Below are 12,740 nucleotides of genomic sequence, written 5' to 3'. Positions count from 1 at the left end.
GTGCGGACCACCGTCGCCCCCGCCGTCATGTGCGCGGGGCGCGGCGCACGGGCGCGGTGATGCGAGGTTGGGCGCCGGAACCGCCAGGCCGACCGTCAGACCGACCTTTGGTTGGAGCGGTTGGAGCGGTTGGAGCGGTCGGAATACGGCGGCGGTAGCGCTGTTCGGTCGCGGTGCACGCGGCGAGCAGCAGGGCGGCCGCCGCCGCGGCCGCGGTGATCGCGAACGGCGCGGCGGGCGCGAAGCGCGTGGTCGCCCAGCCGCCCAGGAAGGTGCCGGCCGACTGAGCCAGGATCAGCGCGCTGACCAGCGCCGCCATCGCCTCGCCCAGCCGGACGGCCGGCACCGTCCGCTCGACCAGGCCGAACATCGTGATCATCTGCGGTGCGACCGCCACCCCGAGGAGGCCCACGGCGGCGGTCAGGCTCCACAGGCTCCCGGCGGAGACGAGCAGGACGCAGGCGGCGGCGAACAGCAGCACCGTGCCCGCCCGCAGCCGGGACGCCAACTCCCACCGGGCGGGCAGGCCCGCGGCGGCGATCCCGGCCAGGGAACTGGTGAACCCGATGAAGCCGTACAGCAGTCCGGCGGCGCCCGGCCGGCCCAGGGCCTCCGTGGTGGCGGTCACCCCGACCTGCACCGAGCCGAAACACGCGCCCAGCAGGGCCATCCCGGCCAGCAGCAGGACGTAGGGCACGGTGAGCAGCCGCTCGGCGGAGCGGGCCGGGGACTTCGGGATGCCGGGGGAGGCCGTCGGGTGCAGCGCGAACAGGGTCGCGCAGACGCCGGACAGCACGGCCGCCACGAGCAGGCCGACGGCGGGGGAGGAGACGGTGGCGAGGACTCCGACCAGTGCGGGCCCGGCGGTGAAACCGACCTCGTCGACGATCCCGTCCAGCGACAGCATGACGGAGGTCAACTCTTTTTCACCAGCGGCCAATCGGACCCACCGGCTGCGCGACAGCGGGCCGACCAGCGGGACGGACAGGCCGACCACGGCGGCAGGCGCGAGCTGCCAGCCGAGGGCCGACCCGCGTTGCGAGGCGGCCACCAGCGCCACCAGTGCCGTCGCGTTGACCAGCGCGGCGACCAGCCCGACCGTCCGCTGCCCGCGGCGGTCCGCCAGCCGACCCACCAGCGGACCGCCGACCGCTTGGCCGACCGCCAGCGCACCGGCGACCAGGGAGCCGCGCCACACGCTGTCGGTGTTCCGGCTCACCAGCAGCAGGGTGCCGATCGGGCTCATCGCGTTCGGCAGCCGGCCGAGCAACGACCACAGCAGCACCTGGCCGCCGGTCAGTTGCGCTGCTGTACGGAACTTCACGACCACGGACATCGGTACGCCCCCACACGGAGCCGGCACGGGCGCCCGCCTCCCGCCACCGGCCCGACCAGGCGACAGCGACCTGCGGGTGAGCCTCGACGGTAGGGGCGCGCCCGGGGGGTGGGTAATCGGTCGATCGACCAGTGGCGGCGGGGGCGGGGGCGGGGCGGGGTTGGAGGAGTGGACAGCGGGCGAGGCGTGAGAGGCCGCGGCGAACAGATGACAGATAACAGATTTCAATATCTGTTATCTGTTTTCTGTTATCTGTCGGCCGTCATCTGTTCGCCGTCGTCTGTCGGGTGTCCGCCGCCATCGGTCCGTGCGCCGCCGTCGGTCCGTGCGCTGCCGAGCGCGCTCAGGTCGCGAGGTCCTTCCGGATCTGGTCCAGGATCAAGCCGGCCCCGGTGTAGCCGATCCCGAGCATCCACAGATTGTCGTCGACCCGGAACACCCGGCCGGTGCGGACGGCGTCCAGGTTCTTCCACAGCGCGCCATCGGTGATCCTGCCCTGGTCGGACTTGGCCGCGTCCCCGTAGACCGAGTAGAAGATGACGTCGGCCGCCGCCTGGTCCACCTGCTCGGGGCTGATCTCGACCGAGAACCCGGGCTTGTCCTGGTTGGCGGGCCGGCCGAGCCCGAGGTCCTTGAACAGCGAGCCGACGAAGGTGTCGTTGAGGTACAGCCTGGTCGGCGCGCCCGCGAGGAAACGAGCCATCTCGACCCGGGTGGCGGCGGCCTTGGCCGGGCCGCCGAGTGCGGTGACGAGGTCCCGCGCCTTCGTCCGGTACGTCGCGTCGGCCGCTTCGGCTTCGGCCTGCCGGCCCATCGCCTCGGCGTGCAGCCGGACGTTCTCCTTCCAGGTGGGCCCGGTGGTCTTGGACAGCACGGTCGGCGCGATCTTCGCCAGTTCGTCGTACCGTTTGTCGTCGCGCACCTGGTTGCTCAGGATGAGGTCCGGCCGCAGCGCCGCGATCGCCTCCAGGTTGGGCTGCCCGATGGTGCCGACGGCCTTCGTCGCGGCCAGCCGTTCGGCGGGCAGGTAGGCGGGGAAGGGCGCACCCTCGGTGACGGTGGTCGCGCCGACCGGCGTGAGCCCGAGAGTGACCACCGAGTCCAACGCGTCGGTGTCCAGCGCCACCACCCGGGTGGCCCGGGCCGGTACGGTGCTCTCGCCGCGAGCGTGCCGGACGGTCCGTGGGCCAGCCCCGCTGGATCTGCCGGAACTGCCTGGCGCGCCGGTCGAACCGGCGGACGGCGCTGGCGAGTTCGGGCCGCAGGCGGCGAGTGCGAGGCCCGGGGCGAGCCCGGCGGCGAGGCCGAGCGCGGCGCGGCGACTGAGCGGTCTGGGCATCGGCGGTTCCTCCAATGGGCGTGCAGGGCGCGGGAATCCCTGCCCTCTCGTTGGAGGGGTTACGCCTCGGTGTCGTTCTCCCGTCGCTGGCGCAGCAGTTCGTCGTACTCGGCGGGCACCCGCCGGTCCATCGCGAGGGCGAACTGCGCGTCGATGACCGTACGGGCCAGCGGCCGCACTCGCAGGATGCGTTCGGTGAGCCGGGCCGCCTCGCCGGGCGGCAGGGGGGCGTCGGCGGCGAGGGCGCCGAGCAGGTGCTCGCCGACCACGTCGATGAAGATCTCGGCGATGGCTTCCACGTGCTCCTGGGTGCGCCGGCTGGCGTCCAGCACCACGGAGAGCGGTACGCCCTCGGCGACGAGTGCGGTGGTGGCGTCCATCAGGCGGCGGCTGATGTGGGTGATCCCGTCGTCGTCGATCGTGATGTAGCCCTGGGCGATCGACTCGGCGGTGTTCTCCTCGGTGAGCTGGTCGTTGAAGACGGTCTTGAGCTCGTCCCAGTCCAGGCGCACCGGGGTCTCGTCCGACCAGGGGGCGACGATCGCGGCCTCCAGCCCGATCAGCTCGGCGACGTCCCGCCCGCTCTCGCCGGCGCCGATCAGTTCGGCGATGCCGCCCAGGGTGTGGCCGCGGTCCAGCAGTTCGCCGATCATCCGCAGCCGGGCCAGGTGCTCCTCGCCGTACCAGGCGATCCGGCCCTCCTTGCGCGGCGGCTGGAGCAGTTTGCGCTCGCGGTAGAAGCGCAGTGTCCGGCTGGTGATGCCGGCCGCCTCGGCCAGTTCCTCCACCCGGTACTCGCGTTTTCCGTCACCCGCAGCAGCTCTGACCTTGTCCACGGCGATCAGCATAGGTCCGCCACCTCCGAAGGCTCCCGGAATCCGGGTGGCCGCGCTTCTTCCATCCGGTGTCAGCAAGGGCTACTCTGCCAATCATGCCAGTGATTACTGGCGCGATTGGCGAGGCTCCGATGCCAGTCGTCGGGGGAGCCCTCTCGGCAGTACGGCAAGGCAGTACGCAGGGCAGTGCGCAGAGCATCATGCAGAGCAGCACCAGAGCGATACCGCGGCGTCGCCCGGGCGCATCAGGGCAACGCCAGGGCAGTACGAGAGCAGTCGAGCACAGTACGGCAGCGCGAAGATCATCGCCCCACCCTCAGGAGGAGGCCGCATGGCATCCAGCAGCAAGCGCCCCCGCTCCGGCACGTCCGGTGCCCCCGCGGCGGACGAGGCCGTCCCGCACGTGCGGGTGGCGGTGATCGGTTCCGGCTTCGGCGGTCTCGGCGCCGCGGTCCGGCTGCGCCGCGCCGGGATCACCGACTTCGTCGTCCTGGAGCGCGCGGACTCGGTCGGCGGCACCTGGCGCGACAACAGCTACCCCGGCTGCGCCTGCGACGTGCCCTCGCACCTCTACTCCTTCTCCTTCGCGCCCAACCCCGCGTGGCCGCGCAGCTTCTCCGGCCAGCCGGACATCCGCGCCTACCTGGAGAAGGTCGCCACCGTCTTCGGTCTCCGTCCGCATCTTCGGTTCAACACCGAAGTTCTGGAGGCGCGTTGGGAGGTCGATCAGGTCCGCTGGCGGATCACCACCTCGGCCGGCCAGTGGACCGCGGACGCAGTGGTCTCCGCCGCCGGACCGCTGGCCGACCCGCAGATCCCCGACCTGCCGGGGCTCGGCGCCTTCCCCGGCAAGGTGTTCCACTCCTCCCGCTGGGACCACGACTACGACCTGACCGGCAAGCGGGTCGCGATCGTCGGCACCGGAGCCTCCGCCGCCCAGATCATCCCGTCGATCCAGCCGAAGGTCGGCAAGTTGACGGTCTTCCAGCGCACGCCCGCCTGGGTCCTGCCGCGCCGGGACCGCGAGATCAGCCAGCTGGAGAAGTGGCTGCACGACCGCGTACCGGTCACCGGGAAGATCCGCCGCGGCACCCTGTTCGCCCTCCGGGAGCTCCAGGTGGACGCCTTCGTGCGCCGCCCGGGAATGCTGCGCGTGGTCCAGCAACTCGCCGAACGCCACCTCGCCCAGGGCGTTCCCGACCCGGCCCTGCGCGCCAAGCTCACCCCGGACTACCGGATCGGCTGCAAGCGCATCCTGCTCAGCAACACCTACTACCCGGCGCTCGCCGCGGCCAACACCGAGGTCGTCGCCTCCGGCCTGCGCGAACTGCGCGGCTCCACTCTGCTCGCCGCCGACGGCAGTGAGCACGAGGTCGACGCCATCGTCTTCGGCACCGGCTTCCACGTCACCGACATGCCCATCGGGGCCCGGGTGTTCGGCGCCAACGGCACCAGCCTGGCGGAGGAGTGGAAGGACGGAATGGAGGCGCTGCGCGGCTCGGCCGTGCACGGCTTCCCGAACCTGTTCTTCGTGATCGGCCCCAACACCGGCCTCGGCAACAGCTCGATGATCCTGATGATCGAGTCCCAACTTAACTACCTGATCGACGCGTTGACCACACTCGGGTCGATCGGTGCCACCGCGATGCAGCCCACCGCCCGGGCCCAGCGGCAGTGGAACCTCGAACTCCAGCACCGGATGGACCGCACCGTCTGGACCACCGGCGGCTGCCGCAGCTGGTACCTGGATCCGAACGGCAAGAACACCGTGCTCTGGCCCGGCTCCACCACCGCGTTCCGCCGCGCCACCCGCAAGGTCGACCTCGGCGAGTACGAACTGATCATGCGCGCCGGTCAGGACGCCGCCCCTGCCGTGCAGGAGGTGTCCGCATGAGCGCCGCCGAGCTGCCCGCCGAGTACGTCCCGCCGACGCCTGTCGAGGAGTTGAGCATCCGATCGGCGGACGGGATCCGGCTGCACGCCGAGGTGCACGGCCAGCCCGGGGCGCCCACCGTCGTGCTCGCCCACGGCTGGACCTGCTCAACCGCCTTCTGGGCACCGGTGATCCGCCAACTCGCCGACCGTTACCGAGTGGTGGCGTACGACCAGCGCGGCCACGGGCACAGCGAGATCCCGCCGAGCCGGGTTCGCTACTCCACCAGGGCGTTGGCCGAGGACCTCTCCGCCGTCCTCGCCCGGACCGTCCCGGCGGGGGAGAAGGCCGTGCTCGCCGGGCACAGCATGGGCGGGATGACCATCATGGCCGCCGGCGGCCGCCCGGAGATCGCCGACCGGACCGCCGCCGCCGTCCTGGTCTCCACCGGGCCGGGGGAGCTGGTGGCCGAACTCACCGTGCTGCCCGAGGCGGTGCGTTCCCCGGGGCTGCGCCGCTTCCTGAACCGCCAGCTGCTGCGCTCCCGGCTGCCGCTCGGACCGGTCTCGCCGGTCAGCCGTGTCGCGCTCAAGTACGCGACCATGGGCCCGGGTTCGTCCGCCGGGCAGGTGGAGGCGACGGCCCGGATCGTGCACGCCTGCCCGACCGCCGTCCGCGCCAACTGGGCGGGCGTCCTCGACCGTCTGGACGTCCACGCCGGGCTCGCCCGGCTCGCCGCACCGACCGCCGTCGTGGTCGGCACCGCGGACCGGCTGACCCCGCCGGTGCACGCACACCGGATCGTTGCCGAACTCGCCGACCCGCAGGGGCTGTTGCTGCTTCCTGGGGTTGGGCACATGGCGCCGCTGGAGCGGCCGGTGGAGGTCGCGGCCGAGATCCACCGCTTGGCCGCCGCGTACCTGTCCGCCGCGCCCGCTTCCGTCTCCGCTCCTGCCTCCTCCACCTCTGCCTCCTCCACCTCTGCGCCCGTTTCCGAGAGGACCGCCGCCGCATGAACGCCATCCCGCCGTTGTCCGCGCAGGTCGTCGTCGTCACCGGGGCCGCCCGCGGGGTCGGGGCTTCGCTCGCTCGCACGCTCGCCCGGCGCGGGGCCAAGGTCGCCCTCCTGGGGCTGGAGCCGGACGAGCTCAAGGCCGTCGCGGCGCAGTGCGGCGCGGCCGCGACCAGTTGGGAGGTGGACGTCACCGACCTCGACGCGCTCGGCGACGCCGCCCGCCGGATCAAGGAGCACTACGGCCGGATCGACACCGTGGTCGCCAACGCCGGCATCGCCATCGGCGGGCCGGTGGCGGACAGCGATCACCGGGCGTTCAGCCGGGTGATCGAGGTCAACCTGCTCGGCAGCGTCGCCACGGCCAGGGCCTTCCTGCCCGCCCTCGTCGAGAGCCGGGGCTACCTGCTGCAGATCGCCTCGCTCGCCGCGCTCACTCCCGCGCCGCTGATGAGCGCGTACTGCGCCAGCAAGTCCGGGGTGGAGGCCTTCGCCCACTCGCTCCGCGCCGAGGTCGCCTACCAGGGGGTCAAGGTCGGTGTGGGGTACCTGAGTTGGACCGACACCGACATGGTGCGCGGCGCCGACGAGGACACCGTGCTCAAGCAGATGCGGACCAGGCTGCCGTGGCCGGCCAACAAGACCTACCCGCTGGAGCCCGCGGTGGAGCGGATCACCGCCGGCATTGCCCGGCGGTCCGCCCACGTCTACGCGCAGGCCTGGCTGCGCGGCATGCAGCCGGTCCGCTGGCTGCTGCCGAGCCTGATCGCGGCTGTTGGTTCGCGCGACGTCGCCCGGATCGCGCCCCAGCTCGCCGCCACCGCCGCCTCCCGGTTGCGCGCAGTCGGTGCCGGCGGGGCTGCGGACACGGCGGTGCGAGGCGGTCGGAGCGGCGCCGTCGACTGACGGCCGTCGACTGACAGCTGACAGATTTCAACTGACAGATAACAGATAGCAGATTTCAACAGCTGTTATCTGTCAGTTGTTCGTCCGCCTGGCCGTCCGTCCGCCCGCCCGTCACTCCATCCACTCCTCCGCCGTCCCCCGCGCGATCCGCGCCAGCGTCTCCAGTGCTTGCGCCAGCACGGGCAGCGGCGGCGAGGCCAGGGCGACCCGGACGGCGGACGGGGAACGCCGGGGGTCGGCGGCGAACGCCGCCGCGGGTGTGACGGCGATGCTCGCCCGCGCCGCCACCGCGACGAAGGTCTCCGCCCGCCAGGCCGCCGGCAGCTCCCACCACAGGTAGTACGAGCAGGGGTCGGCCCGGACGCGCTGCCCCGCCAGCGCCTCGCGCGCCAGCAGCTGACGCGCGACGGCGTCGGCGCGCTTGGCCGCCGCGACCTCGGCCACGGTGCCGTCCCCGATCCAGCGCACGGCCGCCTCCAGGGCGAACCCGCTGGGCGTCCAGCCGCCCGAGCGCAGTGCGCCCGCGATCCGTTCGCGCAGCGCGGCGGGGACGACCGCGAACCCGGTGGTCAGCCCGGGCGCGAGCCGCTTGGAGAGGCTGTCGACGAGGACGGTGCGTTCCGGTGCGAGGCTGGCGAGGGCGGTCCGCTCCGGGCGGAGGAAGGACCAGATCGCGTCCTCGACGGCCGGCAGGTCGAGGCGGCGCAGCTCCTCGGCGAGGGCGGCCGTCCGCTTGTACGGCAGGCTCCCGCCGAGCGGGTTCTGCAGCCTCGGCTGGACGTAGACGGCGCGCAGCGGCGCGGCCCGGTGGGCGGCGGCCACGGCGTCGGGCAGCAGTCCGTGCTCGTCGACGGCCAGTGGCACGAGCGTGATGCCCAGTCGCTGGGCGACGGCCTTGACCACCGGATAGGTCAGCGCCTCCACCCCCAGCCGGTGGCCGGGCGGCACCAGCGCGGACAGTGCCGCGGCGATGGCCTGCCGTCCGTTGCCCGCGAACAGCAGCTCCTCCCCGGCGATCTCCGGGGTGACCTCCCGGGACCCGCCCGTCCGACCCCCGGCCGTCCGATCCCCAGCCGACGGGTCCCCGCCCGTCCGGTCCCCGCCCGTCCGGCGTTCGTCGGACAGCAGTGCCGCGAACGCCTGCCGGGCCGCGCCCGTCCCGGCCGCGCCCACCGGCGCGAGTGCGGCACCCAGCGCGTCCGCCCGGAGCAGCGGCGCCAGTCCGGCGGCCAGCAGTCCGGCCTGCTCGGGGACGGCGGGATAGTTGAGTTCCAGGTCCACCGGCGCGCCGGCCGGTTCGGCGAGTGCCACCTGCCCGCCGGTTGCCCCGCCGCCGGCCCCCTGTCCGGCCCGGACGAAGGTGCCGCGCCCGACCTCCCCGGTGGTCAGTCCGCGCCGGGTCAGTTCCCGGTAGACGCGCCCCGCCGTGGAGTTGGCGATGCCCCGGCTGCGGGCGAAGGCGCGCTGGGTGGGCAGTTGCTGGCCGGGTCGCAGCCGCCCGCCGGTGATGGCGTCGGCGATCTCGTCGGCGATCAGGCGGTAGTCGTCCATCGGCGGGACCCCTCCACGCAAGGTGATGGCATTGCACGGCATCGCATCGGCATTGCACCGAGTGCAAAGTCATCATTGCATTGAGATCGACGCCGGGCCTAGCCTCCTCGCATGGAAGCACTGACCCCCGCCGCTCCCGTCGCATCCGCCTCGTTCGACCTGCCCGCCGCATCCGCCCTGTCCGCCGTGGGCGGGCATGCCGTGCTCGGGATCGCCGCCGTGGCGCTCGGGATGGTGCTGACACCGGGGCCCAACATGATCTACCTGGTCTCCCGGTCGATCGCCCAGGGCCGCCGCGCCGGGCTGCTGTCGCTGATCGGGGTCGCGGCCGGCTTCCTGGTCTACCTGGCCGCGGTGACGGCGGGCGTGGCCGCCGTGTTCTCGGTGGTGCCCGCCCTCTACACCGCGATCAAGCTGGCCGGCGCCGGCTACCTGCTGTGGCTGGCCTGGAAGGCCGTCCGGCCGGGTGGTACGGCGGTGTTCGCCCCGCAGGAGCTGCCGCCGGACCCGCCGCGCCGGTTGTTCGCCATGGGCTTCCTGACCTGCCTGCTCAACCCCAAGATCGCCATCATGTACATCTCGCTGCTGCCCCAGTTCGTGGCGCCCGAGCGCGGTCACGTCGCGGTGCAGAGCCTGGTGCTGGGGCTGACCCAGATCGTGGTGGCGGTCACCGTCAACGGGCTGATCGCGGTGAGCGCGGGCGGCATCGCGTCCTTCCTCAACCGCCGTCCCGCCTGGCTGCGGTTCCAGCGCTATGCGATGGGGACGGTCCTCGGCGGCCTCGCCGTCCACATCGCCGCCGACCGCGCCAAAGCCGTGGCAGCCTAGGCCCGCCCGCCTCCCGCCTCCCGCCGCCCGCCTCCCGCCGCCCGCCGCCCGCCGCCCGCCGCCCGCCGCCCGCCGCCTGGGCCGCGGCGCCGCACCCCCAGGTCGGGTCCTAAGCCGCCCGCAGCACCTCGTACGCCGCCTGTAGGAACCGCCCGTCCAACGACGGCCCGGTGTTGGCCAGGGCCGCCACCGCGGCCGACGCCTGGGGCGAGAACCCGACGAAGGCGGTGAACCCCCGGGTCGCCCCGGCGTGGAAGTACAGGTCGCGCCCGCCCGGGCGGCGGTGGTTCCACACCAGGCACAGCTCGTCCGTCGAGCGCGGCAGCCGCAGCCGCGGCCGCTGGACCTCGCGCAGCGCGGCCGCCAACTCGCCGTGGCCGCCGTCGAGATGCGCCCTCAGGTAGCGCAACAGGTCGGCCCCGCTCGCCCGGAGCGCGCCGGCCCCCGGCAGTCCGGGGATGCGCCAGGGCGGAAGTTCCTGTCCGCGCCGGTACCCGACCGCCCGCCCCGGCGGGTCCGCCGTACAGGTGATGGCACCGAGGCCCAGCGGTCGGAGGACCCGTTCGGAGAGCAGTTCCCCGTAGGGCAACCCGCCCGTCTCGGCGAGTGCCCGCCCGAGCAGCGCGACGCCGTAGTTGGAGTACCGATACCGGCTGCCGGGCCTGCACCGTACGGTGGTTCTGGCCACTCCGGCCCTCAACTGCTCGTCCCCGAACGCGGCGTAAGGATTGCTGAACCAGGTCGGCACGGCGCGCGCGGCCAGTCCGGGCGGCAGCCGGGGCAGGCCCGAGGTGTGGGTGGCCAGGTGTAGTAGCCGGATCGGCTCGGGGGAGCGGACGGTCACCGGGCGCCAGCAGTCCGGCAGGCGGTGTTCGACCGTGTCGTGCAGGGAGACGTCTCCGCGCGCGGCCATCTGTGCCAGCAGCAGCGCGGTGAAGGTCTTGCTGACGGAACCGAGTTCGAAGACGGTGTCCGGCGAGCATGCGGCCGTCCGCCCGTGCCCGAGCCGCCCGTGGCAGCGCACCTCCTCCGCGTCCCCGCGCGTGACGGCCACGGTGACGGCGGTGGCGTACGGTCCGGCCGCGCGCACCGCCTCCGCGACCGCCGGACCCAGCCCGTTCACGCGAGCGCCGCGGTGGCCCCGAGTGCCCGGGCGAGCGTGATGCCACCGGCCACCACCGCGACGACGGCGGTGTGCTGGTGGTCCTGGAACGCCCGCTCGCGGTCCTCGTCGACCGGGTCGGTGTCGCGCGGCAGCAGGCCGTCCTCGTGCTGGGCGGCGGCCAGCGCGTCCCAGCCCTGCCGTCCGGTGGCCGGTTCGCCGATGCAGGCGTCGACCACGAGGAGTTCGGCGGCGAGATCCCACTGGCCGATCTCCAGCCAGACGTCGAGCCAGGCCGGCAGCCAGTCGCGCACGTGGTCGCGCATCGGCTCCGGCAGGCCGTCCGGGCGGGCGCCCCAGTCCGTGAGGTGGAAGACGGTGTGGGTGATGTCGTAGCCGGTCATCCAGTTGACGGCCCACGGTTCGGGCGTGGCGCCCAGCCAGGTACCGGCGGCGAGTGCGGTCCAGTCAGGCTGGTGGGCGAGCCCGACGACCCGTCGGGCGTTGGCGACCCCCAGGCGCCGGTTGGGGTGGATCTCCTCGGCGTGCGCGGCCCGCAGCCGGCTGAGCGAATCGAGCAGTTCCTCCAGCGCGGGGTGGCGGTAGCCGGCCCGGGCGAAGTGGGCGTAGGTCTCCAGCGGGTCGGTCATGGTGAAGTGGCGCAGCTGCCGCTCGTACAGCAGGTCGCCCTCGCGCAGTTGCTCCCAGGCGTGGTCGAGCAGCGCGCGTGCGGTGCGGGCCTCGGTGGGCCCGGTGACGCCGTCGCGCAGGATCAGCGAAGCGGCCAGCGCGATCTCGCCGAGCGGCTTGTAGGCGTCGTCGGGGTCGGAGAGGTCGACCACGGTGTTGTCCGGGATCCGGCCGAGGCCGTCGGCGTGGGAGGCGTGCAGCCAGGCCAGCGCGCGGGAGGCGAGCCGCTGCGCGGTGGCGAGGACGTGGGTGTCGGTCATCGGACCCGGCTCCGTCGGTCGGTCGGCGGACGGGAGGAACGGTCGAGCATCCGACGGGCGACGGCCAGCTCAAGTCCGGTGCGGGCGCTGCCGTTACCGGCCAGCCGGATGCGTTCCAGGACGGGCTCGACCTCCAGCCGCAGCGGCCGGCCTTCGGCACCGGCCCAGGCGAGCCAGCGGGCGAGCCGGGCGGCAGTGGGGAGGTCGCGACGCAGCATGGAGCGGACGGTGCCGCGGGCAAGGGCCAGGGTGTGCGCGCGGGCGGTGTCGTGCACCGGGCCGTCGAGCCCGGGCAGCGCCAGGACGGACAGCTGCGCCATCCGTACCGACCAGGTCTGCCAGCCGACGGCCTCCGGGCCCGGAGGCGGCACGGGCGGTGGGGCACCGGTTCCGTACGGCGTGCGGGCGAGCACCTGCTCGGCCGCCCAGTCCTGCCATGCGATCACCAGCGCGGCGTCGGCCGAGACCGCTGCCGAGTCCAGTGCCGAGTCCGGTGCCGGGTCCGGTGCCGGAAAGGCCTGCCGGGCCTCGGCCAGCAATACGGCGGTGGGCCCGTCGGGCGCGGCCCCGGTGAGTAGTTGCGGGGCGAAGAGGTCTGCGCCGAGCACCCGCAGTGCGGCCAGGGTCGGGCGCGGTACGGCGCCGTCCGGGTCCGCGAGCGCGGCTGCGCCCCCGTCACCCCGGAGGGCGTCAAGGGTCCGGCGCGCCACCCGTTCGACGGCTGCGGCGTACTCGTCGCGCAGTGGCGTCTCGGCGAAGGGCATCGGTGGTGTTCCTCCTGGTCGGGGAGCCCCCGGCGGGCGGCCTCGCGGGAGTGGGCTCGCGGGCGCGGGTTCACGAGAACGGGCTCACGAGCCCTCGTCAGGCCCGCCGAGGCGCCGGGGAAGGGGTGGGGCGGGCCCCCGCCGTGGGGCGGGCCCCCCCACCGGCCGCCCCGCACCCCGCCCCCCCCACCGGCGCCCCCCCACCCCCGCGGTGGTCGGGGCGCCCCCCCGGCAGGCGGGCGG

11 protein-coding genes are annotated in these 12,740 nt (G+C 73.8%); 4 read left to right on the top strand and 7 right to left on the bottom strand.

Annotated features, from left to right (window positions below; genetic code table 11):
• Window positions 1-25: 25 nt before the first annotated feature.
• The 3 genes from ACFV6I_RS14800 to ACFV6I_RS14790 form a co-directional block, all read right to left on the bottom strand.
• A complete protein-coding gene (locus ACFV6I_RS14800; protein WP_380425477.1) occupies window positions 26-1,336 on the bottom strand; it encodes an MFS transporter in 1,311 nt (436 codons plus the stop codon).
• 343 nt (window positions 1,337-1,679) lie between these two features.
• Window positions 1,680-2,675 (bottom strand): ABC transporter substrate-binding protein, encoded by a 996-nt coding sequence (locus ACFV6I_RS14795; RefSeq protein WP_380425475.1) that lies wholly within the window; start codon window positions 2,673-2,675, stop codon window positions 1,680-1,682.
• Between the two features lie 59 nt (window positions 2,676-2,734).
• On the bottom strand, window positions 2,735-3,523 hold the full coding sequence (locus tag ACFV6I_RS14790) for a MerR family transcriptional regulator (protein WP_063349958.1): 789 nt from the start codon (window positions 3,521-3,523) through the stop codon (window positions 2,735-2,737).
• A 319-nt stretch (window positions 3,524-3,842) separates the two neighbouring features.
• Between ACFV6I_RS14790 and ACFV6I_RS14785 the strand changes: the two genes are divergently transcribed.
• The 3 genes from ACFV6I_RS14785 to ACFV6I_RS14775 are packed head-to-tail and all read left to right on the top strand — an operon-like array spanning window position 3,843 to window position 7,302.
• On the top strand, window positions 3,843-5,405 hold the full coding sequence (locus ACFV6I_RS14785) for a flavin-containing monooxygenase (RefSeq protein WP_380425473.1): 1,563 nt from the start codon (window positions 3,843-3,845) through the stop codon (window positions 5,403-5,405).
• Complete coding sequence (locus ACFV6I_RS14780; RefSeq protein WP_380425471.1) at window positions 5,402-6,400, top strand: alpha/beta fold hydrolase; 999 nt, start codon at window positions 5,402-5,404, stop codon at window positions 6,398-6,400. Before ACFV6I_RS14785 ends, ACFV6I_RS14780 begins: the two co-directional genes overlap by 4 nt.
• Window positions 6,397-7,302 carry an SDR family oxidoreductase gene (locus ACFV6I_RS14775; protein ID WP_380425469.1) on the top strand — a complete coding sequence of 302 codons (906 nt, stop codon included), beginning with the start codon at window positions 6,397-6,399 and terminating at the stop codon, window positions 7,300-7,302. The genes ACFV6I_RS14780 and ACFV6I_RS14775 overlap by 4 nt, the downstream gene beginning before the upstream one ends.
• A gap of 111 nt (window positions 7,303-7,413) precedes the next feature.
• On the opposite strand, the gene ACFV6I_RS14770 is transcribed toward ACFV6I_RS14775, so the two are convergent.
• Window positions 7,414-8,853, bottom strand: a complete 1,440-nt coding sequence (locus ACFV6I_RS14770; RefSeq protein WP_380425467.1) for a PLP-dependent aminotransferase family protein — start codon at window positions 8,851-8,853, stop codon at window positions 7,414-7,416.
• A 231-nt stretch (window positions 8,854-9,084) separates the two neighbouring features.
• On the opposite strand from ACFV6I_RS14770, the gene ACFV6I_RS14765 reads away from it, so the two are divergent.
• Complete coding sequence (locus ACFV6I_RS14765; RefSeq protein ID WP_063351529.1) at window positions 9,085-9,681, top strand: LysE family translocator; 597 nt, start codon at window positions 9,085-9,087, stop codon at window positions 9,679-9,681.
• Between the two features lie 109 nt (window positions 9,682-9,790).
• Here the strand turns inward: ACFV6I_RS14765 and ACFV6I_RS14760 are convergent, their stop codons facing one another.
• Genes ACFV6I_RS14760 through ACFV6I_RS14750 form a run of 3 tightly spaced genes read right to left on the bottom strand, consistent with a single transcriptional unit; the run spans window position 9,791 to window position 12,497 of the window.
• Window positions 9,791-10,804: a serine hydrolase domain-containing protein gene (locus ACFV6I_RS14760; protein ID WP_380425465.1), complete on the bottom strand. Its 1,014-nt coding sequence runs from the start codon at window positions 10,802-10,804 to the stop codon at window positions 9,791-9,793.
• Window positions 10,801-11,733, bottom strand: a complete 933-nt coding sequence (locus tag ACFV6I_RS14755; RefSeq protein WP_380425463.1) for a DUF6895 family protein — start codon at window positions 11,731-11,733, stop codon at window positions 10,801-10,803. Before ACFV6I_RS14755 ends, ACFV6I_RS14760 begins: the two co-directional genes overlap by 4 nt.
• On the bottom strand, window positions 11,730-12,497 hold the full coding sequence (locus ACFV6I_RS14750; RefSeq protein WP_380425461.1) for a hypothetical protein: 768 nt from the start codon (window positions 12,495-12,497) through the stop codon (window positions 11,730-11,732). The genes ACFV6I_RS14755 and ACFV6I_RS14750 overlap by 4 nt, the downstream gene beginning before the upstream one ends.
• Window positions 12,498-12,740: the final 243 nt, after the last annotated feature.

This window comes from Kitasatospora sp. NPDC059803, from assembly GCF_042732255.1.
GTDB lineage: Bacteria > Actinomycetota > Actinomycetes > Streptomycetales > Streptomycetaceae > Kitasatospora.
This window is presented reverse-complemented; position numbering and strand designations above follow the sequence as displayed.